This window comes from Hyphomicrobium zavarzinii ATCC 27496 (genome assembly GCF_000383415.1).
Classification (GTDB): domain Bacteria; phylum Pseudomonadota; class Alphaproteobacteria; order Rhizobiales; family Hyphomicrobiaceae; genus Hyphomicrobium_C; species Hyphomicrobium_C zavarzinii.
In genome coordinates this window covers 427,423-453,891 of sequence record NZ_KB911255.1, presented here as the reverse complement: position 1 = coordinate 453,891, position 26,469 = coordinate 427,423, and the positions used below count along the sequence as shown (strand labels likewise).

At 63.9% G+C, this 26,469-nt stretch carries 24 protein-coding genes; 20 read left to right on the top strand and 4 right to left on the bottom strand.

Features of this window, described 5'->3' with window-relative positions:
• Positions 1-57: 57 nt before the first annotated feature.
• Positions 58-1,356: an MFS transporter gene (locus tag F812_RS0102175; RefSeq protein WP_020084317.1), complete on the bottom strand. Its 1,299-nt coding sequence runs from the start codon at positions 1,354-1,356 to the stop codon at positions 58-60.
• A gap of 420 nt (positions 1,357-1,776) precedes the next feature.
• Between F812_RS0102175 and F812_RS0102170 the strand changes: the two genes are divergently transcribed.
• Together F812_RS0102170 and secD are read left to right on the top strand one after the other, a co-directional pair.
• Entirely contained in the window at positions 1,777-2,145 is a 369-nt protein-coding gene (locus F812_RS0102170; RefSeq protein WP_156827180.1) for a hypothetical protein, read from the top strand.
• A gap of 108 nt (positions 2,146-2,253) precedes the next feature.
• Positions 2,254-4,776, top strand: coding sequence for a protein translocase subunit SecD (gene secD / locus F812_RS0102165; RefSeq protein WP_020084315.1), 2,523 nt, complete (start codon positions 2,254-2,256; stop codon positions 4,774-4,776).
• A 97-nt stretch (positions 4,777-4,873) separates the two neighbouring features.
• Here secD and F812_RS0102160 read toward each other — a convergent pair whose 3' ends face one another.
• Entirely contained in the window at positions 4,874-5,107 is a 234-nt protein-coding gene (locus tag F812_RS0102160) for a hypothetical protein (protein ID WP_020084314.1), read from the bottom strand.
• A 308-nt stretch (positions 5,108-5,415) separates the two neighbouring features.
• On the opposite strand from F812_RS0102160, the gene F812_RS0102155 reads away from it, so the two are divergent.
• Entirely contained in the window at positions 5,416-5,622 is a 207-nt protein-coding gene (locus F812_RS0102155; RefSeq protein ID WP_020084313.1) for a hypothetical protein, read from the top strand.
• Positions 5,623-5,637: 15 nt separating this feature from the next.
• On the opposite strand, the gene F812_RS0102150 is transcribed toward F812_RS0102155, so the two are convergent.
• The gene (locus F812_RS0102150) at positions 5,638-7,482 is read right to left on the bottom strand and encodes a CHASE3 domain-containing protein (protein ID WP_020084312.1); all 1,845 of its coding nucleotides are present in this window, start codon (positions 7,480-7,482) and stop codon (positions 5,638-5,640) included.
• Positions 7,483-7,664: 182 nt separating this feature from the next.
• Between F812_RS0102150 and F812_RS0102145 the strand changes: the two genes are divergently transcribed.
• From F812_RS0102145 to F812_RS0102120, 6 genes are all read left to right on the top strand, one after another.
• The gene (locus tag F812_RS0102145) at positions 7,665-8,048 is read left to right on the top strand and encodes a c-type cytochrome (protein WP_020084311.1); all 384 of its coding nucleotides are present in this window, start codon (positions 7,665-7,667) and stop codon (positions 8,046-8,048) included.
• 133 nt (positions 8,049-8,181) lie between these two features.
• Positions 8,182-9,474 (top strand): YcjF family protein, encoded by a 1,293-nt coding sequence (locus tag F812_RS0102140; protein WP_020084310.1) that lies wholly within the window; start codon positions 8,182-8,184, stop codon positions 9,472-9,474.
• On the top strand, positions 9,471-11,057 hold the full coding sequence (locus F812_RS0102135; protein ID WP_020084309.1) for a GTPase: 1,587 nt from the start codon (positions 9,471-9,473) through the stop codon (positions 11,055-11,057). The genes F812_RS0102140 and F812_RS0102135 overlap by 4 nt, the downstream gene beginning before the upstream one ends.
• Before the next feature lie 46 nt (positions 11,058-11,103).
• Positions 11,104-12,219, top strand: coding sequence for an AI-2E family transporter (locus F812_RS0102130; RefSeq protein ID WP_020084308.1), 1,116 nt, complete (start codon positions 11,104-11,106; stop codon positions 12,217-12,219).
• 87 nt (positions 12,220-12,306) lie between these two features.
• Complete coding sequence (locus F812_RS0102125; protein WP_020084307.1) at positions 12,307-12,597, top strand: DUF883 C-terminal domain-containing protein; 291 nt, start codon at positions 12,307-12,309, stop codon at positions 12,595-12,597.
• 44 nt (positions 12,598-12,641) lie between these two features.
• Positions 12,642-13,157 (top strand): hypothetical protein, encoded by a 516-nt coding sequence (locus F812_RS0102120; RefSeq protein WP_156827179.1) that lies wholly within the window; start codon positions 12,642-12,644, stop codon positions 13,155-13,157.
• Positions 13,158-13,230: 73 nt separating this feature from the next.
• Here the strand turns inward: F812_RS0102120 and F812_RS0102115 are convergent, their stop codons facing one another.
• Positions 13,231-13,809, bottom strand: a complete 579-nt coding sequence (locus tag F812_RS0102115; RefSeq protein WP_020084305.1) for a hypothetical protein — start codon at positions 13,807-13,809, stop codon at positions 13,231-13,233.
• A gap of 604 nt (positions 13,810-14,413) precedes the next feature.
• Here F812_RS0102115 and F812_RS0102105 point away from each other — a divergent pair.
• From F812_RS0102105 to F812_RS0102055, 11 genes are all read left to right on the top strand, one after another.
• The gene (locus tag F812_RS0102105) at positions 14,414-15,091 is read left to right on the top strand and encodes a winged helix-turn-helix domain-containing protein (RefSeq protein WP_020084303.1); all 678 of its coding nucleotides are present in this window, start codon (positions 14,414-14,416) and stop codon (positions 15,089-15,091) included.
• Entirely contained in the window at positions 15,078-16,454 is a 1,377-nt protein-coding gene (locus F812_RS0102100) for a HAMP domain-containing sensor histidine kinase (RefSeq protein ID WP_020084302.1), read from the top strand. Before F812_RS0102105 ends, F812_RS0102100 begins: the two co-directional genes overlap by 14 nt.
• 119 nt (positions 16,455-16,573) lie before the next feature.
• Positions 16,574-16,762, top strand: a complete 189-nt coding sequence (locus tag F812_RS0102095; protein ID WP_020084301.1) for a hypothetical protein — start codon at positions 16,574-16,576, stop codon at positions 16,760-16,762.
• A gap of 187 nt (positions 16,763-16,949) precedes the next feature.
• Entirely contained in the window at positions 16,950-18,806 is a 1,857-nt protein-coding gene (locus tag F812_RS22225) for an O-linked N-acetylglucosamine transferase, SPINDLY family protein (protein WP_156827178.1), read from the top strand.
• On the top strand, positions 18,782-19,261 hold the full coding sequence (locus tag F812_RS0102085) for a DUF4186 domain-containing protein (RefSeq protein WP_342446736.1): 480 nt from the start codon (positions 18,782-18,784) through the stop codon (positions 19,259-19,261). The genes F812_RS22225 and F812_RS0102085 overlap by 25 nt, the downstream gene beginning before the upstream one ends.
• Positions 19,262-19,568: 307 nt before the next feature.
• Entirely contained in the window at positions 19,569-20,096 is a 528-nt protein-coding gene (locus F812_RS0102080; protein ID WP_040497847.1) for a L,D-transpeptidase, read from the top strand.
• A gap of 328 nt (positions 20,097-20,424) precedes the next feature.
• A complete protein-coding gene (locus F812_RS0102075) occupies positions 20,425-21,462 on the top strand; it encodes a flagellar motor switch protein FliG (RefSeq protein WP_020084297.1) in 1,038 nt (345 codons plus the stop codon).
• On the top strand, positions 21,459-22,418 hold the full coding sequence (locus F812_RS0102070; protein ID WP_020084296.1) for a flagellar motor switch protein FliM: 960 nt from the start codon (positions 21,459-21,461) through the stop codon (positions 22,416-22,418). The genes F812_RS0102075 and F812_RS0102070 overlap by 4 nt, the downstream gene beginning before the upstream one ends.
• Before the next feature lie 302 nt (positions 22,419-22,720).
• Entirely contained in the window at positions 22,721-23,203 is a 483-nt protein-coding gene (locus tag F812_RS0102065) for a hypothetical protein (RefSeq protein WP_026867777.1), read from the top strand.
• A gap of 36 nt (positions 23,204-23,239) precedes the next feature.
• On the top strand, positions 23,240-25,888 hold the full coding sequence (locus F812_RS0102060; RefSeq protein ID WP_020084294.1) for a chemotaxis protein CheW: 2,649 nt from the start codon (positions 23,240-23,242) through the stop codon (positions 25,886-25,888).
• Complete coding sequence (locus F812_RS0102055; protein ID WP_020084293.1) at positions 25,885-26,355, top strand: chemotaxis protein CheW; 471 nt, start codon at positions 25,885-25,887, stop codon at positions 26,353-26,355. The genes F812_RS0102060 and F812_RS0102055 overlap by 4 nt, the downstream gene beginning before the upstream one ends.
• Positions 26,356-26,469 lie beyond the last annotated feature (114 nt).

Below are 26,469 nucleotides of genomic sequence, written 5' to 3'. Positions count from 1 at the left end.
CATTTATGATCCTGCCAATATATGCGGCACGTCGCCCTGCGCGAGATCAATTGCCTGTCAGGCTGCGAGAGGCGCTCGGCGCGGCCCCTCGGAGTTTCTGAGCGCTGCAAATGCCAGTGCGGCGAGGATGCAAAGAACACCCGCCACGAAAAACGCAGGCAAATAGGTGTCGTAGACGGTGCGCGAAAGACCCGCGCCATAGGCGGCCGAGGCCGCCCCCAGTTGATGTCCCGCAAAGATCCAGCCGAACACGATGTTGGCCTTGCCGTCTCCGAACCGCTCGGCCGTGAGCTTCACCGTGGGCGGCACAGTCGCGATCCAGTCGAGCCCATAGAACAAGGCGAATATCGTGAGCCCCACTATCGTGAAATCGCTGAAAGGAAGGTAGAGCAACGAGAGCCCGCGCAAGAGATAGTACCAGAACAGAAGCCACCGGTTGTCAAACCGGTCGGACAACCACCCCGAACCAAGCGTTCCGAAAAAATCGAACACACCCATCATCGCGAGCAGACCGGCCGCACTCGTCGCAACCAGCCCGAAGTCGCCGCAGAAGGGAATGAAGTGCGTCTGCATCAACCCGTTGGTGCTCACGCCGCAGATGTAGAACGTGCCGAAGAGCACCCAGAAGACGGGAACACGCACAGCCTCCCGCAGGATTAGGAGCGGCGCGAGAAGAGATTGCCCGAGCCCTCCGGAAACCGGCACCTCACGCTCGTCGGGTTTGCTCTCGCCATAAGCGGGCAATCCCACATCCCGAGGGCGATCCCGCATCAGGGCCAGCACCGCCAGCGCAGTCAACAGCAGGGCACCGCACACCACGCCCAGCGCCGTCCTCCACCCGAGAGCCTCGGTAAGGCGCGCCAGCAGCGGAAGAAAGACGAGTTGCCCCGACGCCGAGCTTGCCGCCAGCAGACCGAGCACCAGGCCGCGGCGAGCCGAGAACCAGCGCATCGCAACCGTCGCGCCCAGCACCATCGCCATGAGACCGGTACCGATGCCGACAACGACGCCCCAGAGCACGACGAGCTGCCAAATCTCGCTCATGGCCAGCGAGGCCGTGAGCGCAGCGGCGATGAGGGAGAGGGCAGCCAGCACCACCCGGCGCACGCCGAAGCGGTTCATGAACGCGGCGGCGAACGGCCCCATCAAACCGAAAAGCGCAAAGCGAACCGCGAGCGCAGCCGACACTTCATCGCGTCGCCAGCCGAATTCCTTCTCCAAGGGCTCGATGAAAACGCCGGGGGCACCGACCGCACCGGCCGTGACCAGCATGGTCAGAAACGTAACGGCCACCACCACCCATCCGTAATGGATATCATGGCGGCGCAGCACACCCGCAAGCGCGTTCGAGATCACAACCCGCGCCCTCGCATCGTGTCCAAGAATTGCAAATCGCCCCGTGCGGCGTCCATCATAGGCCCCTCGTCCGCCGCTCGTCATCAGCGTGGCACAAGCCGCATTAAATTATGGACATAATATAATAGTCCGGACTTGTTGACCAGCGCCGGTGTTCCTGGCTCGCCCCCCGGCGGCAAACTCTCGATATCGGAGACGCGCCCAGGAGTTGCATCGACGCACCTCTGCGGGCATCAGAAAGCGGCCTTCGCATCGAGGGCCGGGCGACCCAGAAAGCGCATCCAAACGCACCAATGCTCAACAAACATCTCTGATCCGCCAGAGACTTGCAGGAGCGCCATCCCCCTGCGCTCAATCCCTCCCTAGCTATTTCCCGCAACCGGCCTATGTTGGAAGCATCGTGAAGTTGGACCCCTGGCCGTGACGCAAAGCCCCGCAAGCCGGCAGAAAACCCGCAGCCCCTGGGCCGCCATTTTGGCGGTTGTCCTTGGTGCGCTCGCTGGCTTCGCATCCGGCTTCGGCTTTGCCACCAGCACGGCGGGTGGCATTTCCATTGCGGATCACGGCCTCGATGCCCGCACTGCCGGCAAGTCGGCCTCCGTCCGGCTCGACGCGTCCAACCCGGACGCCAGCGTCGGCGGCACATCCCCCGACGCCGCCCTCTCACGCAGCGAAAGCTTCGATCCTTGGCCCCGCGAAACTTGTCTGGCCTTGCCCGGCGCGTTTCGTTTGCCCATCGCCGTCGCGCTCGTTCGCGATGGGCGCAGCCGCGCACCGCCTGTCGCCTGAGCCGGTCGCCTGATCGGCCCGCTGCGCCTTTTTACCTGACATAGCCAATTTCCCGCCCACCGCCCGGAGCACGCCTCCCGGCGGTGTCGGCCATATCGGAATGCGACAATGCTTCATTTCTCGCGCTTCAAAACACTGCTGATCCTGGGCGTGTGCCTGCTCGGCGTCCTGCTCAGCATCCCCAACTTCATAAAGCCCGGCGTCTTGCCCTCCTGGGTTCCTCAACCTCGCATCAACCTCGGCCTCGATCTCCAGGGCGGCTCGTATCTGCTGCTCGAGGTGGATATGAACTCCGTCATCAAGGAACGGATCGCAAGCGCGCGTTCCTCCACGGCCGAGGCGCTCCGCAAAGCCCGTGTCCCCTTCACCTCGGTGGTCTCCGGCAAGGATAGCGTTACGGTGACCCTGACGGACGCCGCCAACATGGGCGCCGCTCGCCAAGCCATGAAAGACATCCTGGCTGAACGCGTGGACGGCCCCTCGCGTGCGCCCGTGTTCGTCACCACCACCGACGGCGCGATCATCACCCTGACGCTCGATCCGCAAGGCGTGCTCGATCTCTCGAGCAAAGCCATCCAACAGTCGATTTCCATCGTGCGCCGCCGTATCGACGAAACGGGCGTCAACGAGCCGGTCGTAGCCCGTCAAGGCCAGAACCGCGTCCTCGTCGAGCTGCCCGGCGTCTCCGACCCCGACCGCATCAAGCGCCTGCTGGGCTCGACGGCAAAAATGACCTTCCGCCTCGTCGCGCCGGAGGGCACGGCCGCCGGTCCCGATATCGAAATGCTGCCGATGGCCAACAAGGCCGAAGGGACCGCCAAGCTTCCCGTGCGCCGCCACGTGGAGGTGGACGGCATGAACCTCACCCGCGCCAACGCCGCAATGGATCGCAACGCGGGCGGATGGGTGGTCGACTTCGGTCTCGATTCCATCGGCACCCGCCGCTTCGCCGACACGAGCACGAAGCACGTGGGCGAGCCCTTCGCGATCGTGCTGGACAACAAGGTGATCAGCGCCCCGGTCATCCGCGAGCCGATCCTCGGCGGACAAGGCCAGATCAGCGGACACTTCACTGTGGAGGAGGCAAACGATCTCGCCGTGCTGCTGCGCGCGGGCGCTCTCCCCGCGCCGCTCACCATCGTCGAGGAGCGCACCATCGGCCCAAGCCTTGGCGCGGACGCGATCCGGGCGGGTCTCTACTCGATAATCGCGGGCTTCACGCTTGTCGTCGGCTTCATGATCGCCACCTACGGGCGCTTAGGTTTGTTCGCCGCCACGGCTCTCTTCGCCAACCTTGCCCTTACCATCGCCGGCCTTTCGATGATGAGCGCAACCCTCACCCTGCCAGGCATGGCGGGCATTCTGCTGGCGCTCGGCATGGCAGTCGACGCCAACATCCTGATCAACGAGCGAACCAGGGAGGAGCTGACCAAACGCAACGGCGTGATCTCCTCGATCGAGACCGGCTTCCGTCGCGCCTACACCACCATCATGGACGCCAACATCACCACGCTCATCAAGATGCTCATCTTGTTCGTCGTGGGCGTGGGCGCCATTCGCGGCTTCGCGGTCACCATCAGCCTCGGCATCGTCGTGTCGATCTTCACGGCCATCGTGCTCGTCCGCCTGCTCACCGCAACGTGGATCAAGTACGCGCGCCCGAAGTCTTTAAGCATCGGGACGCGCTTCCGCTTCTTCCCCGATCATACCACCATCCAGTTCATGAAGGCACGCTACACAGGCCTCATCGTATCGGCCGCCATCAGCCTTGCGTCTCTGGGGCTGGCCTTCCACCCCGGCCTCAAGATGGGCATCGACTTCGCGGGCGGCGTGGTGATCGAGGCGAAGACGCCGGCCCCCGCGGATGCACCCACGCTGCAAAGCGCGCTAGCCGATGCGGGCCTCGGCCCGGTCCAGGTCCAGCGCTTCGGCGGCCCGGATGACGTGCTGCTGCGCTTCGAGCATCCGCAGGGAACGCCCGAACAGCAGCAGGCCGCCTTGCAGACCGCACGCGAGACCGTGCAGAAAGCAGCGCCCGGAACGGAGATCCGCCGCGTGGAGGTGGTCGGCCCCTCGGTCGGCGCCGAGCTGCTGAGTGATGGAATGTGGGCTCTCGGCCTCGCCGCCGTGGCCATGTTCGCCTACATCACCTTCCGCTTCGAGTGGCCGTTCGCAGTGGGCGCGATCGTGACGATGTTCCTCGATCTCACGAAGACGGTTGGCTTTCTTGCCCTCACGGGCTTCGAGTTCAACCTGACCTCGATCGCGGCCATCCTCACCATCATGGGCTTCTCCATCAACGACAAGGTCGTCGTCTACGATCGCGTCCGCGAGAACCTGGTCCGCTACAAGCGCACGCCGCTTCGCGAGATCGTCGATAAGAGCATCAACGAGACGCTGTCCCGCACTATCGGGACATCCCTCGCTCTGTTCCTGTCGATCGCCCCGCTCGCGGCATTCGGCGGCCCCGCGCTACGGGAGTTCGCGCTGACGCTTCTCTTCGGTCTCGTGCTCGCCACGAGCTCGTCGATCTTCATCGCGGCACCGATCCTGCTGAACATCGGAGAGCGTTATCTCCGCCGCAGCGGACCGGCACCGGCCGCACCGGAAGGAGCGCTACCCGCCAAATAGCAACCGGGTCGCAACTCCTCGTCAAACCTCGAACGCGCGGCGGAACTAAACCGCGGCTGGATGACCAGCCGCGGTTTTCTTTGTTTTTTGAGTTGTCTCATTTCCGCGGCAGAGGCGGAGGCGGGTCCCCTGTATCGCTCGGGGGCGGGATGACCGGCATCTTGCCTTTGAAGTCGTCGGGGATGGGTTTCTGGATCTTCGGATCAATTCCGCGCGGCGGCTCGAGAACGCCTTCTCCTTCCTTGAGCTCTTTCGACAGCGGCTCCTTCGGCTTGTCGCCCCCGGTGCTTGGATCGGGCGGTGGTGCCGGGCTTTCGGATGGCGGCTCCATTACCTCGGGCGGCGAAGCAGGCGCGCCAGAAGGCGACGGTTGAGCGACCGCGGCGGCAGGGCCGAAGAATGCGCAAAGCGCAATTGATCCGGCAAAAGCGCGCCACCGAGGATCAGCTCGCGTTTTGCGATAGCGCAACAGCAAAGCGTACACTCCTCTTCTCGTGAGCATCTTCCTAGAGAACGGTCAGCGTGCACACTCCGTTCCGCGCGCGCCCCATGCTGAACAGTCTTCCGTTGCATATACGGGAACCAAAGCTGATCGCCCGCGATTACCCGGCCAGCCGCAACAGGCTGGAGAGCGCCCCAATGTATGAGTTGATATTCACGGTATGCTCGGTTCTCGTCGGAGCCTCATGCAGGCAGGAGAACCCTATTCAGCTCGAAGAGCACGTCGGAATGATGGGGTGCCTCGTCGCGTCTCAGATAGAAGGCGCGAAATGGGTGGAGGCGCACCCAAACTTCTACGTCACGCGCTACACGTGCCAGCCTGCAAAGATGTTCGCCCACACCTGAAGCCTGTCGTCGCCGTCAGGTTCGCAGGGTTTCGAGCGCTTCGCGGATCTTTTTCGACAGCTCCTCGAGCGTGAACGGTTTGGCGAGGAAGTGCACGCCAGCGTCCAGAACGCCATTGTGGACGACGGCGTTCTTCGTAAACCCGGTCATGAACATGACCTTGAGATCGGGCCGCAACTCAAGAGCTCGGTCGGCGAGCTTCCGGCCATTCATTTCGGGCATGACGATATCGGTCAGAAGAAGATCGACGCTCTTGCCATTTCCGATCTGGACCAGCGCCTCACTCGCATTGCGCGCTTCGAGCACGGTATAGCCGAGCTCGCGCAAGCCGGCCGCAGTGAGCTCCAGCACACGCGCATCGTCTTCCACGAGCAGGATCGTCTCCGTGCCTCCGATCTGGCGCTCGCCCGACGTCTCCTCGGTGGCCCGCTCGGCCTCGCCGGCATAGTAGCGAGGCAGATAGATCTTGATGGTCGTGCCTTGCCCGATCTCCGAGTAGACCTTCACATGGCCCCCGGTCTGCTTCACGAAGCCGTAGACCTGCGACAACCCAAGCCCGGTGCCTTTGCTCTGCTCCTTGGTGGTGAAGAATGGATCAAAGGCTTTCGCCATAACCTCCGGCGACATGCCCGTGCCTGTATCGGTGACCGCGATCAGCACGTACTGGCCGGCCGGAACACCGGGATGGAGGCGCGAATAGCGATCGTCGAGGTGGCAGTTGGCCGTCTCCACGGTGAGCTTGCCGCCCTCGGGCATAGCATCGCGCGCATTGACACATAAATTGAGAAGCGAGCTTTCGAGCTGCACGGGATCGGCATGGGTCAGCCATAGGCCCCCGCCCAGGATGGTCTCCATGCTGATCGCCTCTCCGATCGCACGCGAGATGAGCTCGGAGATTCCGGCCACGAACTTGTTGGCGTCGATGGGCTTGGGCGCGAGCGGTTGCTGGCGTGAGAACGCAAGCAGTCTTTTGACGAGCGTCGCGGCCCGGTTCGCTCCGTCGAGCGCTCCGGCGAGAAACGCCTCCGCCCCGGCCTCACCTTTTGCGAGGCGCTTCTGCGCGAGCCCCACACCGCTCACGATCACGGCCAGCATGTTGTTGAAGTCGTGCGCGATGCCACCCGTCAGCTGGCCGATCGCCTCCACCTTCTGCATCTGGCGGATCTGAAGCTCCGCCGCCTCTCGCTCCGCAATCGAAGCTTTGAGAAGTTGATTTGCGTTTGCGATCTCGACAGCACTCCTGCGTGTGTTGACGATCCAGGCCGCAAGCGCGCCGAGTGTTGCGAAAAGTCCGAGCGCAATGGCGACGAGTAAGGTGGCGATGGTCCGATCGGCCGCGTCCTCACGCGCATCGAGCAGGTTCTGCTCCTCGCGCCTCATGCTGCGAAAGCGCTCCCGCAGATCGGTCATCAGTTCGAGGCCCTGCCGGTCGAGCACTTTCGCGAGCGCCGCCTCGAACCCATTGTTCCTGCGTAGCTCGATCGTCTGGTCGGCGACCTCGATGCGCTTGCCGATGAGCGGAAGCGCCGACGCCACGGCTTTGGCCTGGTCCGAGTTGTCTCCCACGAGCACGCGAAGGTCCGCGAGCTTGTCCGGAAGCTTCGCCTTGGCTTCCAGAAACGGAGTGAGAAACGCGTCATCGCCCGTCAGGATGAAGCTGCGCTGCCCAATCTCGGCATCCTGCAAAAGCGACCAGATCTCGGAAATCCGCGTCTCGACCTCGAGCGTATGGCGCACCCAATGGGCCTGGTTGACGTACCGCGTCCCTAGCCAGATGGTCATCGCAAATATGAGGATCAGAGCCGCGCCAGCGACTTCAGGCACACGATTTTTGAGCACGTGAAACACGGTGTTCGTCATCGAGAGCCTGATCCCTTGCGCCTCCGCCCGAGCACATATCCCAGATGTGCTTTCGCTAAGCAATGCTTAGGCGACGCCGCGCCGCGTGAAAGCCCGGGTAGGTTTGTGAAGTTCCGCCAACGGCGGAACCGATGCCCCCGCGCCGGTGTTCAGGGAAAATAACCAAGAAAAAGGAGCCAAGAATGCACAAGGCACTCCTCCCCCTGGTTGTAGGTCTCGCTTGGTACGCCCCGGTTTTCGCCGCAGGCAGCGCAGGAGACGACGCCGGCCAAGTTGCGTTCAATACCCACTGCCGCAACTGTCATTCGACCAATCCCGGCGACAACCGCCTCGGTCCGAGCCTGCACAACATCTTCGGCGCGAAGGCGGGCCAAGTCCACGGCTTCGCCAACTATTCGGGTAGCCTCACCAGCGACATGACCTGGGACGAAGCCACCCTCGACAAGTTCATCACCGACCCCACCGCGCTCGCATCCAACACCACGATGAAGCCGTTTGCGGGCGTGGCTGACGCAGAGCAGCGCAAGCTGATCATCGACTTCCTGAAGACAAAATCGAAGTCTTAGACTCCACCCCAAGACCGCCTGACGGCCCCACGCCCCGGGAACTTCTCGCGTCCTGGGGCGTTCATTCGGTCACCGCGCGGCCTGCCGGACCAAGCGGCAGTCTCGGACAACTCTTCGGGTGAGAGGCATCCCTATGACAAGATGGGCTGCGGCGCTGAGGGGCGTGCTGCCCGGCTCGTCGAAGGAGAAAAGCGCGTCAGGCAAGGACAGCGTGAACGGCGCCAAGGCACACGCAGGCGCCGCCTCCGGCGCAACGGTTGAGTCTACACTCGCCGAAACCGCCCGCCTCAACGCCCCGGTGGTATGGCTGCTCGGCAAGGTTCAGAGCGGCAAGACCTCCGTGATCCGCGCGATCACCCAAAGCACGGATGCCGAGATCGGCGATGGCTTCCGCCCGTGTACCCGCACCTCGCGCATCTACGCCTTCCCTGCCGAGACGCCGGTCCTGCGCTTCCTCGACACCCGCGGGCTCGGCGAATCCGCCTACGATCCCGCTGAGGATCTGGCCTTCAACGAGGCCAATGCTCACCTCATCCTCACAACCATGCGGGCCATGGACCCGAGCCAGGATGCCGTGGTCGACACCCTGCGCAAGGTGCGGGCGCGCCATCCGGACTGGCCGATCGTCGTTGCACAGACGAGCCTTCACGATGCCTACCGGCCAGGAGAGGGCCATATCCTCCCCTATCCCTTCGAGGCGGGATCGCCACGGGAAGCCGTCGAGCGTATTCCGACGGACCTCATGCGCAGCCTCGCCTATCAGCGCACGCTTTTCGATGACCTTCCCGGGAAAGGCCCGCTTCTTTTCGTCCCCGTCGATCTCACCCGATCCGACGACAGGCTCCCGCCCAGCGACTACGGGCTCGATGCGCTCACCGAAGCCCTCGCTGGCGTCGCCCCCGCCGGCATGCTCGCTGCGTTGTCGGCGATGCCCGGTTTCGAGGCCGATCCAAAAGCACGCTCGGCCGATCCAATCGTAATGGGTCATGCCATGGCCGCCGCCGGAAGTGACCTCGTCCCCATCCCGGTTGCCGGTGCCATTGCCGCCTCCACCATCCAGGCGCGTATGCTGAGCCAGCTCGGCGGCCTCTATGGTATCGCGTGGGATCGGCGCGCCTACGCGGAGCTGACCGCAGCCTTGGGAGCGGGCACGCTCGCACGCGTCGCAACGGGAATCGGCGTCCGCCAGCTCGCGAAATTCCTGCCGGTCTATGGCCAAACCGCGGGCGCGGCCGCCTCGGCAGCCGCGAGCTTTGCCGTCACTTACGCACTCGGCAAAGCCGCCGTCGCCTACCTCCATGGCCGCCGCCTCGGCAACACCGACACGAAGAGCGTTGCCGCCATCTACCAGCAGGCCCTGCGCGACGCCTTCCGTATGGCGAAGGAGCGTCGGCTTGCGGACCGGGATCGCGGGGCACAGCCATGAGCACCCCCTCCGGCAACCGCAGCGCGCGCCGAACGGCCTCTCTCATTCTCATCGCGTTCGGCCTTCTGATCCCGGCCCTGTCGCTCATTCCGCTCGGCAGCATCTGGCTCTGGCAGAACGGCTATCTGCTCTACTGGACCGGCTTCGCGCTGGCCGCTGTCCTGGCTGTTTATCTGGCCCAGCGCCGCTTGCTTCCGAAGGCACCGGAAATCGCAGAGGAAACCCCCGCAACTGCAGCCGCGGAGGAGGCGGCGACACGGCCCGATCCCGGCTGGTCCCCGCTCGAGGAGCAAGCCTGGATGGACGTTCAGGCGCTCGCCAGCCGCACCGACCCGGCCCGGATCACCACCACCGGCGGCCTTCTCAAGCTCGGACAGGATGCCATCGAGACCGTGGCGAAACGCCTTCATCCCGGCCGCAGCGATCCACTCTGGCAATTCACGACACCGGAAGCGCTCGCCATCATCGAGCGTGTCAGCCGAAAGCTCCGCGTCTTCATGCTGGAAAGCGTTCCATTCGGCGACCGGCTCACGATCGCCCAGGTTCGCGCGCTTTACAGACGGCGCGGCCTCCTCGAGACGGCTGAGCGCGTCTACGATGTGTGGCGCGTGATCAGGCTCGCAAATCCAGCCACAGCCGCCGTCCAGGAGGCGCGCGAGCAGCTTTCCAAGGCCATGATGCAATGGGGGCGGGACGCGGTTACGCGCCGCCTCATGGAGATCTACGTCGCAGAGATCGGACGCGCCGCGATCGATCTCTACGGCGGGCGCCTGCGCGTGACATCGGCAGCGCTCGCCGCCCACGTCTCCGACGAAACCGCCGCCGATCAAGCCGCCATGAGCCAGATCCGCGCCGAGCCGCTTCGCATTCTGGTTGCTGGCCAGACGGGAGTGGGCAAGTCGAGCCTGGTCAACGCCCTCGCCACCGAGGTCAAGGCCGCGACGGACACGCTGCCCGCCACCTCGGCGTTTACCGCCTATGTGCTCGAACGCGAAGGTTTTCCCGCCGCATTTCTGATCGACAGCCCCGGCATCGGAACCGATCCCAAGATGCTCGAGGAATTGATGGAGCGGGCAGCCGATTGCGACCTCGTTCTGTGGGTCGTTGCCGCCCATCGCGCCGACCGTGAGATCGATCGAAAGGCGCTCGAAACCTTGCGGCTTCACTTTGCAGCGCGCCTGAACCGCAGGCGGCCACCTCTTATCCTCGTCACCACCCACATCGACCGGCTGCGTCCCTTTGGCGAGTGGAACCCGCCCTATGCGCTTCTCTCCGATGATCGCGAGAAGGCGCGCAATATCCGCGACGCGGTGTCCGCCGCCTCGGCCGACCTCGGGTTTGCAGCAGACGAAACCGTACCGGTCAGCCTTCTCGATCCCGGCGCGCCCTACAACGTCGAGCAGCTCTGGCAACGCATCGCAGACGCGCTCCCCGAAGCCATGCGCGCGCAGCTCCTTCGTTGCCTTCACGATCTCAAGGACAAATGGACATGGAAATCCGTGTGGTCCCAGGCCAGCGGCGCGGGCCGCGCCATCGCAGGCTCTTTCAAGAGAGAGCCCGCCCGCTCCGGACGCCCCCCATGATCAGCGCGGACCGGCAGAAAACAGAAAAAACTACGGGAGCGGCCCCATGGCGATGATCGCAGAGGTACCATCCGAGACACGCGAACGCGCGCGAGCCGAAGAGGACGCGCGGGCCGAGCGCACGACCGAGGAGACATGGGCCTTGGTTGCGAACGTGTCGGTGACGGGCCTGTTCGCGCTGGCCACCCTCGCGGCCCTCTACCTCATGAAGGAGGTGGTCGTTCCCGTCATCCTCGCGTGGGTCGTCGCCAACATCCTGCTCCCCGTCGTCGCCTGGATGGAGAAACGCGGGCTCCCGCGGAGCGCATCCGTCCTGATCGTGGCGCTTGCCATGGTGGCGGTCGTGCTCACCATCGTGGCCCTCTTGTCGCTGCCGCTCACCTATTGGCTCGGCCGCGCGACCGAGCTCGGCGCGCTCATCAAGGAAAAGCTTCAGTCCATGGCGCAGCCGCTGGAGTTCCTGAAAGAGATCCTTGGCGCCATCGGTCAGGCCACCGGCCAGGCGGGCACCGGCCTTCATGTGGAGGAGAGCACCAACATCGTCGGCGGCATCGTGAGCATCCTCACGCCTGCGGTCACGCAAGGCATCCTCTTCATCGGCGCCCTCATCTTCTACATGATCTATCAGAAGCAGATCAAAGCACGTTCCGTCCTGATCCTGCCGAACCGCGATGCGCGCCTGACGGCACTCAAGATCCTGTCTGACATCGAGCGCAACACCACCGTCTATTTCGGCACGTTCACCATCGTGAACGCCTGCCTAGGTCTCGCCACCACGATCCTTGCCTATGCTGCCGGCCTCCCGAACCCGTTGCTCTGGGGCGTGCTGGCTGCGGTCCTCAACTACATCCCCTACATCGGCCCCGTGATCATGGTGGCCGTGCTGTTCCTCATAGGGCTGTTCACTTTCCCCAGCATTTCCGAAGCGTTAGTCGCACCTCTCATCTACATCGCCATGACCACCGTCGAAGGCCATTTCATCACGCCCACGCTCATGGGCAAACGCATGACCATGAACCCCTTCGCCGTGTTTCTCGCCATTGGCTTCTGGACTTGGATGTGGGGACCGATCGGCGCTTTCGTCGCGGTGCCCATTCTGATGACCACCACCGTCACGTTCCGCCATCTCTTCCCTAAGGACGCACCCGAGCTGCCCGCATGAAACCAAGTCATGAAACCAAGTGACGGGGATCTGCGTTGAACGCGCAGGCCGCAAAGGCCGTCCCACATACACAAGGAGCTCCACCCCATGGCACAATCAACCTCGAGCACGAGCACGCGCGCCACGAGCGATTACGGCCGCAATGCCGCCGACGATCTCGCCGACAAGGCCGCGAACCTGGCCGAGAAGACCGGCGAGCAGATCGAGCGCGTGGTGCAGAACGTCGCCGACCAAGGCCGTCAGGCCACCGAGCAAGTGCAGGTCGTCGCCGAGAACTTCAAGACCGCTGTCGACAAGTCGGTGAAGGAGCAGCCGCTCACCACGCTGGCCGTTGCCGCCGGCCTCGGCTTCATCATCGGCGCGCTTTGGAAATCTTAAGCGCACGAAGATAACGTCGAAAGCAATCCGGGGAGATGCGCGATATGTTCCAAGGCCTCTTCAGGCGCGCCGAATCCACAATCGACTCGGTCGTCGCAAAGTATGTGGGGCGCGCGGCTATCGCCATCCCCCTGGTCATTGCAGGCGGCTTCGCCACCGCCGCCCTCACCGTGAAGCTTGTCGAGATCTACGGCTCCGTCACGGCCTACGCCATCATGGCGGCGCTCTTCGCCCTGATCGGGCTTGTGACGATGGCCGTCATAAACACGGGTGCACGCCCGGCTGAGAGCCAGCCTGCGGAACCCTCGACCGCCTCCGAAGGCACGGCCGAGAGCACCGGACCCGATGCCTCCGATCTGCTGACACCAGAGGTGAAAGCGTTCCTTGCCTCTGCGGCGCCGGCAGCACTGCCGAGCATCGTTAGGGGCGTCGGCCGCAATCTGCCGCTCATTCTGCTGCTGGCCTTGATCGGCTTCGTGATCTCGCGCTTCGCGGAGAACGCGGAGACCGTCTCTACGCCGTCAGAGGGAGATCTGGCCGCCGCGCCTCCCGCGGCGTGATCGGCCTCGAAGAGCTTAAGCGCTCGAAAAGGTCCCACCCGTTGCCGGGCGGGACCTCTTGTGTTGGCTGAGACTATTTCTCTTTGCAGGGTGTCGCGACGCCGATGCACTGATACTTCGTGCCGATCTTGCGGCAGTCGTGATCGGCATCCTTGGCGACATCCCACTTCGCCCAGCTCTCGTCGTACTTCTTGCGGACATCGAGACGCCAGGCCCACTTGGCCTGGTTGATGGCTTCCGCCTCCGTCTTCTCCCGCCGTCCATAGGAGGAGACTGCCTCGCCCTTACAGGTGAACTTTTCGAGCTTTTCACCGGAAAGCACGGTTGAGAGCGTATCCTTGCAGGGGATCGCCTTGCGCTTGCACACCCAGCGCTGCCCCTTCGGGGTCTTCACCTCGTTGCAATCCACGCTACGCGCGTCTGCATAGCGCCACGAGTTGAACTCGGGCCCCACCTTCTCGGCCACCGCGCGGCGCCACGCAAAGAGCGAGTTCTGATACGCGCCGAGGTTCTTCGAGAGGGCCGGCTCGCCTTCAGCCACGATCGGCTCCGTTTTGCACTCGCGCGCAACGCTCGCGCTCGCGAAGCTGACCGCAGCCACCAACCCCACCGCGGCAAGCTTGAGCACGCGGACAACGCCCTGAGACTTCATCCCTGTTCCCCATCTGTGATGTTTGAAAATACCGAGAGAATGATGTCGCCCGCCGGGGCGATCGAGGCCACACATATCCCGACCGCAAAGCTCCCCTTGAGCAAAACCGGAGGCAATCTAGCGGACGACCAAGACGGCACTCAGACGGAATGGTGAGCTTACGGGAATTGTAAAGTATGGGACATACGGGGGTAAGAATGGCCCCCTAGGATCAGGGTCGGGCGGTCACTGAGTGTGGGCTTCCTCGTGTTGCCCACAGCCAGCTCCTGAACAAATTGGTCCCCCCTCGAGTGCTGCCCGGAATAGGCACCCAACCTTGCTGGGTGTCAGAGCCCGAACGCCCCAAAAGGTGTTCGGGCTCTTTTCATATACCGTAACTTCGATGGCGCTGGTCCCCCATCACGGCGACGCGGAAAACCTTGGGTCCGTCAGATACTTGGGACGGCCCCCAACCCCGGGAAAGCCGGTCGTGCACGCGCGGCTACCCCGGGCCAGATGCGGTCTTGGCACCGCCGGATTGGTGCTATAGACGCGGAAAGAAGAGGCGATGGACATGCGCGCCACAGGGATGGCAGGACCACGTCGCGACCCAGGGAGTTCCGGCATGCGTCTGCTTCTCGTAGAGGATGACAAGGAGACGGCGCGCTACGTTTCGAAGGGGCTCATCCAGGCGGGGCATACCATCGACGTCGTATCCGACGGCAAGGACGGCCTCGCGCTCGCGATTCGCGAGAACTACGACATCGTGATCCTCGACCGCATGTTGCCGGGCCTCGACGGCCTCTCGCTGGCCCGCACGTTGCGAACTGCCGGCAGCCACGTGTCGATCCTGTTCCTCACCTCCCTTGGCGGGGTGAACGATCGCGTGCAAGGTCTCGACGTCGGTGGCGACGACTATCTCGTGAAGCCGTTCGCCTTCGCGGAGCTGCTCGCCCGCGTCAACGCCCTCGGACGGCGTGCGCCCATGCGGTCGGAGGGAGACATCCTCAGAGCCGGTGACCTCGAGCTCGACGTCGGTAGCCGCGTCGTGAAACGGGGCCAAGAGCGCATCGACTTGCAGCCCAAGGAGTTCGTGCTCCTGGAAACGCTCATGCGCAACAAAGGCCGTGTCGTCACACGCACCATGCTGCTCGAGCGCGTCTGGGGCTTCCATTTCGACCCGCGCACGAGCGTCGTGGAAACGCACATCTCGCGCCTGCGCGCCAAGATCGACCGGCCCTTCGCCAAGCCCTTGATCCACACCGTTCGCGGCAGCGGCTATTCCATCAATGACAGTCCGTGATCTGTTCCGGCGCACGCAGGTCCGCTCTGCCGTCGCGTTCACCCTCATCATCACGGTCAGCGTCACGGCGTTGTTCGCGGTTCTGATCGTGCACCTCGCAGCCGGCCTCGAGGACAGCGTGCGGGCGCGCGTCGTGCACACGCGAGACGCGCTCCTGGCCATCGACCGGCGTTACGGCTTCGACGAATTGGTGAGCGTCGTCGTCGACGAGGCGGAATCCGTCCGCGACGCCGACAGCATCTTTGCCGTCCAGGACTCCAATGGCGCCATTGTCGCCGGCAACATCCGCACCGAACGCCCGTTCGAAGGTTGGCGGGTGCTGGAACGCTCCCACCTGCCCGACATCGCCGGGAACGGAACCGGCCGCGATCGCTTCTTCGCTCTCTGGACCCCGGTCTCGAAAGGCATGCTGCTGATCGGCCGCAGCGACCGCGAGGTGCAGCAGGCACGGCTGATCCTGATGCGCAGCCTGGGCTGGGGCCTGCTCGCCACCGTCATCCTGGGCGTCGGATCGGGCATCTACCTCGCGCGCGGCGCGCAAAGGCGCATTGACGACATCGCCAACACGCTTTCGGCCGTCTCCGCCGGCGAGCTCGATCGGCGCGTTCCCATCAAGCTGTCCCAGCACGATCTCGACGAAGTGGGCCAGCGCATCAACGCGATGCTGACCCAGCTCGAACGCCTGGTGCAAAGCGCCAACCAATCCTCGACCGACATCGCCCACGATCTCAAGCGCCCCATGACGCGGCTGCGCCAGCAGCTCGAGAGCGCTTACGATGCCGAGCCCGCCAACTCCGAAATCAAGCCCATCCTCGATGGCGCCATCGAGGAGGTGGACAGCATCGTCTCCACCTTCGAAGCGCTTCTGAACATCGGCCAGCTCGAAGCAGGCGACCGGCGCGCGCGCTTCGTCGACATTGACCTGCGTAAGGTGCTCGACGACGCGACGGAGGCTTACGCGCCAGTCATTGAGGACAGCGGCTTCAACCTCGCATGGAACGCCCAGCAAGCCGCAGCGCTCACCATTCGCGGAGACCACGAGCTTCTTCTCCAGCTCGTCGCCAACCTTATCGAGAATGTGATCCAGCACTGCCCCTCGGGAACCACCATCGAGTTGGCGCTCTCCGGAAATCCGCGCAAACCCAACCTTACGGTGGCCGACAATGGCCCCGGCATCCCGTCCGATGAGCATGAGAAGGTCTTCCGGCGCTTCTACCGGCTGGAACGCGAGCGCTCGAGCCCCGGCCATGGTCTCGGCCTCAGCCTCGTGCGCGCCATCGCGGACCTGCACGGCGCCAGCATCGACCTGATCGACAACGCCCCGGGCCTCAAGGTCTCGATCACGTTTCCACAAAGACCGTAACGCAGCGAGCCGCGCATCATCTCACGGCAATCCACATTACGGGATTTGTAAGGTCGCCTCCAGACCAGGGTAAACCCGCTGCGACATAGTCGGCGACACCCTAGAACAGGAGACAGACTATGAGAAAACTGACTGTCCTAACGGTTGCACTCGCCGCGCTCATGACGGCGGCTCTCTATGGCGCTCCGGCCTTCGCCGATGATGCACAGCCCGCCGCCGAAGCTCCGGCGGACAGCTCGGCGACGACCTCCACCGACACCCCGGCTCCCGACGCCGCGCCTGCGAGCGAGGAAAAGCCTGCCGAGTAATCACGCAGCGACGCTCGCAAAGCGGGCTCTGCCGCGAACGCGAGACGCCTGAGCAGCCAGGCGCCCGGAGCACACTCCGCGACGGCTTGATTCCAATCGCGGAGTTCGTGCTCTACTAAGAGGATGAGATGGCGGGTTGATTCTCGCCGTCTCGTCTTCTTGCGGCAAAGGAAGCCCGGCCCTCCTCATGACGGACAACGAAGCGGTCCAGCTCTCCTCGCTCCTGGTCGGCGCGCGCTACGACGAAGCGGAGAGGCTTGCGCAAAGCCTCCTCGCGCAAGGGCGCATCCAGGATCTCGCCCACTTCACCCTCGGCATCGTGCACTATCAACGCCGCGATTACGACGGCGCCGTCGAGGCCCTGCAGCGGGCCATTACGCTCAACCCCACCGCATCTGCCTGGAACAACCTCGGCGCCGCCTATCGCGCCACCGCCAAGCTCACCGAGGCCGCGAACGCCTACGAGAGCGCGCTTGCGATCGATTCCAGTTTTGTGGATGCGGCCGCGAACTACGCGAACGTGCTCGTCGATCTGGGCAACTACACGGCCGCTGAGACCATGGCACGGCGCGCAATCGCCAACGGCGCCACCTCGCTTCAGGTTTATGTCACCCTTGGCAACGCTCAGTTTCGGCAAGGCGATCTGATCGCCGCCGCTCAATCGTTCAGGAAAGCGCTGGACATCGGCTACAACGTCGGTGCGGTGAGAAACCTCGGCAGCACGCTCGCCAATCTTGCCCGCTTTGCCGATGCCAAACAGGTGTACGGCGCGGCCCTCGCGCGTCAGCCCGATCCGGAGCTGCACTCGAGCCTGCTGATCTGCCTCACTTACGATCCCGAAATGAGCGCTCCCGCGCTTCGCGCCGCCTCGGCCGCCTATGATACCGCCTACGCGAAGCCCGTCGCGCGGCCGCTCGCGCGCCATGCCAACACACCGGAGCCCGAGCGCCGTCTGCGGGTGGGCTACGTCTCGCCGGATCTCTGCAATCATGTGGTCGCCGTGTTCATGCTCCCGCTGATGACCCGGCATGATCGAAACGCCGTCGACATCTACTGCTACGCGGATGTGCGTCACGTCGACGAGACCAGCCGCAAATTCCAGGGAATCTCGAACTGGGTGCAGATCACGGGCCTGCCCGACGAGCGTGTCGCCGCGCAGATCGAGCAGGACCGGATCGACGTGCTGGTGGATCTCGCCGGACATTCGCCCGGCAACCGCCAACTGGTGTTTGCGCGCAAACCCGCGCCCGTGCAGCTTTCCTACGTGATCGGAACCGGCACCACGACGGGGCTCTTGACGATGGATGGCCTGATCGCCGACAAAGACCTGTTGCCGGCCGGCTCCGAGGCCTTCATCAGCGAGCGGCCCCGCCACCTGGATCGCCCGTTCGTCGCCTACGAGCCTCCCCCGACGATGCCTCCCGTGGGACCGCTTCCCGCCTTGCGAAACGGCCACGTCACATTCGGATATTTCGGCCGCCCCATCCGCCTCAACGATCGCGTCGTGCGCGTGTGGTCGGACATCCTGCGCGCCTGCCCCGGCAGCCGCCTGCGTCTCGACAACAAGCCTTTCGGTTCCCCCGGAACGCAGGAGGATGTGCGCCGGCGTTTTCTCGCGCACGGCATCCCCGCCGCGCGCTTGGATCTCCGTGATACGCCCATCCATGCCGCCGTGCTCGCCGCCTACAACGAGATCGACATCGCGCTCGATCCCTTTCCGCATAACGCCGGGACGACCTCGCTCGAAGCCTTGTGGATGGGCGTGCCGGTGCTGACGCTCACCGATCGTCCGCCGGTCGGACGCCTCGGAGCGAGTCTGCTCGGAGCACTGGATCTCCACGGCTGGATCGCACGCGACGACCAGGACTACGTGGACAAGGCGGCCCGCGCAGCGCGCGATCTCGAAGGTCTCGCCGCAGTGAGAGCCGGATTGCGAGCCCGCTGCGAACGATCGGCGCTCGGCGATGTCGAAGGGCTCACCCGCGCGATGGAAAGGCTCTACCGTCAGTGCTGGCGCGAATGGTGCCAATCCGCCGCCACTTGAAGCTGCAGACTTGGAGAGGCGGCCGAGAGCGCTTAATCTCCCTCTTACACCTTGTCGGATCGCGTCCCATGCAGGACATCGAGGATATTCTGGCGCGTCTGTCGAAGTCGCCGTTTCGACAGAGGTTCAAACTTCGCGCTGAAGAACGGGCCTATCTCGAAACCCATGGCCTCGAAGGCATCCTGGAGCAAGCCCGCGGCTTCATCCGAAAGCGCCTCGCCGCCGCCTTTCCCGAGAACGACGGCAAGCAGACACCGTTTAAAAGCCATCCCGTCTTCATCGCCCAGCACGCAACGGCCACCTGTTGCCGGGGATGCCTCGAAAAATGGCACGGCATCGGCCAAGGCCATCCGCTCGGTGCCGCCGAAGTCGACCACGTCATCGCGGTGATCGAGCACTGGCTGAGACAGCACGCGGGTGACTGTCGCGAGCCACGCCAGCCACGCCTTCTCTGACCCACCAGCACTCGAACATCCGCCCGGCTCCGCCGACGCGATAGACGGCTTCACAACGATGCATATTTGCAACACATTCGGCAGGAAGTGATGCCGATTACGGGGTAGCACGGGCTTGCGCCCGCAACGCCTCCCAGGCACCCTATCTGACATCGCGCCGGACACCGGACGGGAAACCGTGCCCGCCACGGCAATTTGAGGGTCCATCGCAACACCGAAGGGGGAGACCTTTCGCATGACGATCGAGCGTTCCAGAGGTCGAGGTTCGCGCCTGCCCTCGACACCGCGTTTCGCCTTGCTGGCCTTGATGGCCTTGGCCGTATCCTCGTTCACGCCCACGCGGGCATCCGCCCAGGACCTGTTCTCGTTCCTCTGGGATGGCGGATCGCGCTCGGTCGTTGGCTTCAGTTCGAAGTATGAGCCGCGCCAGATCATCGTCTCCTTCGGCGACAGGAAGCTCTATTGGATCCACAAGCGGGGCGAAGCCATCAGCTACCCGATCGCCGTACCGCGTGAGCAGAGCCGCTGGTCGGGCGTGACGAGTGTCTCGAACAAGGCGGTGAACCCGAGCTGGACGCCGACGCCCACCATGCTGCGCGAGAACCCGCGCCTGCCTCGCTGGGTGCCGGGCGGCCATCCGCAGAACCCGCTGGGTGTACGCGCACTCTATCTCGGTGCATCCGCCTACCGCATCCACGGCACCGACGCGCCCTGGACCATCGGCACCGCCGTCTCCAAGGGATGCATTCGCATGTACAACGAGGACGTGCTGGACCTTTACCCGCGCGTGCCGGTCGGAACCAAAGTCACCGTGACGTGGCAGCGCTTTGGCTGATCTGACGTGGCCCGGGAAACCGGGCCACAGCTCCGTTCAGAACACGCGTTTCGAGTTGTAGCACACCCTCCCCCACAAGCTTCGCTCAAGGCAAATCGAGCAAGTCTTTTGGCTAGGCTTCCGTCCAGCACGAAGAACGTCTCGATCGCGTTGTGTGATCTACAAGCCGCGATGGAGCGGGCCGGACGCGGCCCGTGGAGGAACGGTGCCTAGGCCGTGCTCGCTTCGGACCTCTCCGGAGCGCGATGCACCGGTCTCACGGAAGACTTGGAGCGCGGGTCGATGAAAAACCGATCGCGCTCCGCAGCAGTGGCCCCTTGAGCGGTTGATGAGCCCGGTGCAGGCCGAGAGAAGATCCAGCAGAGGTGGCGACGACGTCGAGAACGTCGAGCTGACCGGCCCCAAGAAGGTGGCCGCGCTTCTCCTTTCCATGGACAAGAAGGTCGCCTCGCGCCTTCTGAAGCACTTCGACGAAGACGACATCAAACTCATCGCCCAGACCGCGACCGATCTCGGCGCGGTCTCGAAGCAGACGCTCGACGCCCTCATCGAAGAATTCGCGATGAGCCTGCGCACGGGCGGCGATCTCGTCGCGACCGCCAACGAGGTCGAGCAGCTCCTCGCCGGTGTCGTGCCCCCGGAGCAGATCGCCGAGATCATGTCTCAGGTGCGCTCGAAATCGCTGCAATCGATCTGGATCAAGCTCGGCGAGGTGCCGGAGCTTTCGACAGCGCAGTATCTCTCGAAGGAGCATCCCCAGGTATCCGCGCTCGTCCTGTCACGCACGCCTCCTGCCTACGCGGCTGCGGCCCTCAAGATGCTGCCCACCCCGCTGCGCAACGAGATCATGCGACGGATGCTTGCGCTCAAGATCGTGCTCGAACGGCCGATCATGCTGCTGGAGGGCGCCGTGAAGGAAGAACTGCTCTACAAGAGCGCGAAGAACACCGGCCCCACCATCCACGCCCGTCTTGCCGACATCATCAACAAGATGGATCGCAAGCAGATGGACGAGATCCTGACCGATCTCGATCAGCATCGCCCGAAGGAAGCCGAGGTCGTGCGCGGCCTGCTCTTCACCTTCGACGATCTGATGCGTCTCTCGCAGCCGGCCCTCGTCACGCTGTTCGACGGCGTTCCGGCGGATCGCACCATCACGGCGCTTTTCGGCGCCGATCCGAAGATGGCGGAGCTGATCCTCGAAGCTACCCCCGCGCGCGCCCGCCGCATGATCGAGCAGGAGCTCGCCACGGGCAAGAAGGCCAGTGCCAAGGAAGTTCAGAAGGCACGGCGCGCCATCGCCGACGCGGCGATGGAGATGATCGAAAAAGGTATCATTGAGATCGGGAATTCGGAGGAGGAATGATGCGGGAGGAATACGCAGAGATCCGCCACTCCGGCGGCCAGCCCGGCACGGACAAGCTGCTGGAGCCGCCCAAGCTCGAAGTCGAGCGCCTGCATGTGCTCAAAGGCGTGCTCGAACGCCTGGTGACCACGCTCGCCGAGCGCTTCCGCGACTACTGCAACGTTCCCTCGTCGTTTTTCGTCAACCAGGTCGAAAGCGGAAATTCCTGGGACGTTCTCGAATCCTACGAGGACAGCATCGCCGGCATCTACTACTGCCGCCAGTGGGACAGCAAGATCGTCATCGGCCTCGACCGCCGCTTCATTTTCTCGCTGATCGACGCAGCTTTCGGCGGTGACGGCAGCATGCCGCCTTTCGAAGCCGATCGGCCCTTCACCTCGCTCGAAGCGCGCCTCGCCCGCAGCGTCTTCAGCATCGTCGTTCCCGAGCTGGAGGACCTCCTCAACCCGATCACGCCCGTCAATCTCGATCTCGAGAAGCTCGAAACCAAGCTCGACTTCCAGATCCTCGGCCAGACCGACGTGCCCGTCATCGCCGTCCAGATCCTCTTTCAGATCCTGGATAACGGCGGGCGCATGTTCATGATCATTCCGCAATCGGCGCTCTATCCGATCCGCAAGCTGCTCGAACGGTCTCGCGCGCTGGACGGCACCAGCGTCGATCCCGAGTGGCAGAAGAAGATGCAGGACGGACTTGCGTCTTCAACCATGCTTCTGAAGGGCGTGCTCGAGGGTCCGGAAATGACGCTCGCTGAGATTACGGCGCTCGAGCCCGGCCAGATCCTGCGCCTCGACGCCGACACCAAGAGCCTGATCGCCCTCGAATGTCAGGACGAGCGCCTCTTCTGGTGCCGCCTCGCGCAATCCAAGAGCCAGTTCGCTCTCGTCGTCGAGCAGCCGATCGACCGGCAGAAGGAGCTGGTTGCGGATCTGATCTCGAGCTCTCCCGCGCGCTGACGCGAGACAGTCGCACTGCGTCATCTGCCCGCGGGGCGCGTGAACGACGCTCTGAAATTTACGCTTCGTTAAGTCTGCCGCCCCGTGGCCAGAGCGGTTCTCCCGCGGTGCACGCCGCTTTTTTTGCGCTTTCACCTAAAGAAGCTGATCAGATTGCGTCCTAAACAACGCCGCTCGTAACCGATTCTTAGGCAAGGCCGTGGAGTATCGTCGTTCATATGACGAAACTTCAGCGCGGGCGGCAGCAAATGGGAATGACTGAAATCGAAACCGGATCACAAGAAGCCGGAAGCGTCGACTCATTGGAACAACGTGCTGCGTGTCTTGTTAATCCCGCGTCGGGAATCGCAAACGACTACCTCAATCACTTCAACGAGGTTCTCCTTCTGATCGAGAACCTTCCGACGCTCCTGCCCGAAATGCTCGATGAGCTGCTCGAGTGGCGCCCGGTGACCTACCGCGAGTATTTCGCGAAGTCCCTGCTGCCCGGCAGCGCACGCGCCCTCGAAATCTACGAAGGCCTGGACGAAGCCTTCCGGCGCGACTTCGAAAGCATCATCGACGGTATCAACGCCATGGCGATGGCGAGCATCGACGTTATTCGCGCTCATCGCAGCCCCGATGGGGAACTCGATCCTTCGCGCGTTTCCGACTTCTGCGAGAATGCATCTTGCGCAATCCGGAGCGCACTCAACCGCGCCTCCGATCTCGTGAACAACGGAAGGGAAAACGCGGCCGAGTCTCCTCAGGGCATGGCCGACCGGCTCATCCCGTGTGTGGCGTAACCGAGTAAGCGCGCCAGACGCCAAGGGGGACTTCCAATGGACGAGTTACTGCGGGACTTTCTGACAGAGACGACCGAGCACATCGAAGGAGCGGAAACCCAGCTCGTGCATTTCGAGCGCAATCCCTCCGATGCGTCTCTGATCACCAGCATTTTCCGCCTTGTTCACACCATCAAGGGCACATCGAGCTTCCTGGGCCTCGAACGCCTTGAGCGCGTGGGCCACGCAGCGGAATCGGTGATGGGCATGCTGCGCGACGGCGTTCCGCCGACGCAGCACTCCGTCACCATCATTCTTGCTGCAATCGATCGCATCAAGACAATCATTGAGGAAATCGGAGCCCACGGCTCCGAGCCCCCGGGCGACGACAGCGCCATCATCGATGCGCTCGAAGCCTACTATGCCGCCGGCTCCGAGGCCGCAACGGCCGCCGCAGCAGCGGAGGCAAGCTCCAACAAGGCCGCCGCGCCGGCAGCATCGCCCGAACCCGCAGCTCCCGTTGTGGAAGCTGCCCCCGTAGCCGCCGCTGTCGAGCAGGTCAAGCCGGCCGAGCCCAAGGTCGAAGCACCCGCAGCACGCGCCGAGGCTCCGAAGGCGGAAGCCGCTGCGTCCCAGTCGAAGGAAGGCCGCTCGCAAGGCGGCTCCACGGCAAACCAGGAATCCATTCGCGTCTCGGTGGACACCATCGAGCGCATGATGCAGCTCGTCTCCGAGCTTGTCCTCAGCCGCAACCAGCTCCTCGAGCTCGCGCGTCACCGTGAGGACGACGCGATCAAGACACCGCTTCAGCACCTTTCGACGCTGACCAGCGACCTGCAGGACGCCGTGATGCGCGCCCGCATGCAGCCGGTCGGCCGTCTTTACGCGAACCTGCCGCGCCTCGTCCGCGAGCTTTCGACCAGCCTTGGCAAGAGCATCGATCTCGTTACGGAAGGCGCCGATACCGAGCTCGATCGTCAGCTCATCGAGGTCATTCGCGATCCGCTGACCCACCTCATCCGCAACTGCGCCGACCACGGCATCGAGCGCCCTGAAGAGCGTCTCGCGAAGGGCAAGCCCGAGCGCGGAGAAATTCGCGTCTCTGCCGCTCACGAAGCCGGCCAGATCACCATCGACATCGCCGACGACGGCAAGGGCCTCGACACCGAGCGCATCAAGAAGAAGATTCTCTCCCAGGGCATGGCGACGGAGCAGGAGCTCCACGCCATGAGCAACGAGGAGATCTATCGCTTCATTTTCGAGCCCGGATTCTCCACGGCGCAGGTCGTGTCGAACGTGTCCGGCCGCGGCGTCGGCATGGACGTCGTGCGCTCGAACATCGAGGCGATCGGCGGCTCCGTCACCCTCTCCTCGAACGAAGGCAAGGGCAGCCGCTTCTCACTCCGCATTCCGCTCACGCTCGCGATCGCGCCTGCCCTCATCATCGAGGTCGCCGGCCAGCGCTTCGCCCTGCCCCAGACGTCCGTCGTCGAGGCGGTGAGCCTGGGCAAGAACTACAAGGATTTGATCCAGAACGTGCAGAACGCTCTGGTGCTGAAGCTGCGCGAGGAAGTAATTCCCGCCGTCGAGCTGCGCGAAGTCGTCGGCCTCGGCAACAATGACGCGAACGAGGAGAGCGAGAAGCTCGCCGTCGTCATGCGCGTGGGCACGGACTCTTTCTGCATCATCGTCGACGGCGTTGCCGACATCCAGGAGATCGTCGTCAAGCCGCTCAGCGCCTCGCTGGCTCACCTCAAGGTCTTCAGCGGCCACACCATCCTCGGTGACGGCTCGGTCGTTCTCATCCTGGATCCCGCCGGCATTGGCGCCAACCTTGGCATCGAGAAGTCGACCGAGAAGAAGCGCGAGCAGGCCCGCGACCAGAACGCCCAGGAGCGCCGCCGTCTCGTCATGTTCCGCGCCGGCCCCGGCGCGCCGAAGGTTCTGCCCCTTTCGCTCGTCTCGCGCATCGAGATGGTCGAGACCAACCGCATCGAAAGCTCGGACGGCCGCCTTATGGTGCTGCTCCAGGGCCGCCTGATGCCGATCGTGCCGATCTCGTCGCATATCGACATGTCGCGTCCGTCGTATCCGGTGCTGGTGGTCGCAACGGAGAACCGCTCCATCGGACTCATGGCCGACGAGATCGTGGACATCCTCGAGGACAAGCTCGAGATCCAGCTCGCCTCTGCCAACTCCGAGCTGGTGGGCTCTGCCGAGATCCGCGGCGAAGCCGTCGAGCTCATCGACGTCTCGCACTTCATCCGCATGGCCGACTCGCCCGGCAGGACCAACCCCGTGCCTCAGCGGGTGCTGTTCGCAGCCGACGACCAACTCGTCCGCGACATGCTTTGCCCGGCTCTCTCGGCCGCAAGCTACAACCTTGTCGCGACGTCCATCCCGGCCGACATCAGCGAGCTGGTCAACCAGTTCGCCTCCTTCGACGCCATCATCCTTGATGCCGATGCACCGGCCTTGTCGGCGCCCGGGTTCCTCCGCGCACTCAAGGAGCGCAAGGATCCGGCCCGCACGCCCATCATCGGTGTCAGCCGGACACCCACGAACCGCACCTCGCGCATCGCCACCGAGAACGGCATGCTCGCGCTTCTGAGCAAGCATGACCGCCATGCCCTGCTCGAGACGCTCGCCTACGCTCTCGATGCAGCCGCCGATGCCAAGGCCACGAGCATGGAGATTGCAGCATGAGCGCCGCTGTCGCCCTTCAGACCGTCTCCGACGTTCCGACCGCAGGTGAGGAGAGCTACTTCACCGTATTCGCTGGCGGGGAAGCATTTGGCCTGTCTGTCCTCCACACGCAGACCATCTTCCGCATCACCAGCGTGACCCCGATCCCGCTTGGCCCGATCGACATCGTCGGCTTGGTAAACCTGCGCGGAAAGATCGTAACCGCCGTAAGCCTGCGCCGCCGCCTCGGCATCCCCGTCGACGAGGTGCAGAACTCGCTTGCGATCGGCATCGAGCACAAAGGCGAGAACTTCGCTCTCATCGTGGACGAGGTCGGCGACGTGCTGACGCTCGACGCCTCGATGAAGGTGCAGATTCCTGCCCACTTCGATCCTGCACGTTCCCGCTTCATGGCGGGTCTCTACAAAGTCGGAAACCTCCTGATCCCCGCACTCAACATCGGGGCTCTCTTCGACTTCTCCAACTAGACCGGACGAGGCCCGGGCTCTCGGGCCCGGCACGCCGGCCTCAAGAACGTGGCTGCGATCCCTTCGGCTCCACACGGAGCCCGAAGGCGAAACACGGTCCGCAAAGTGAGTAGT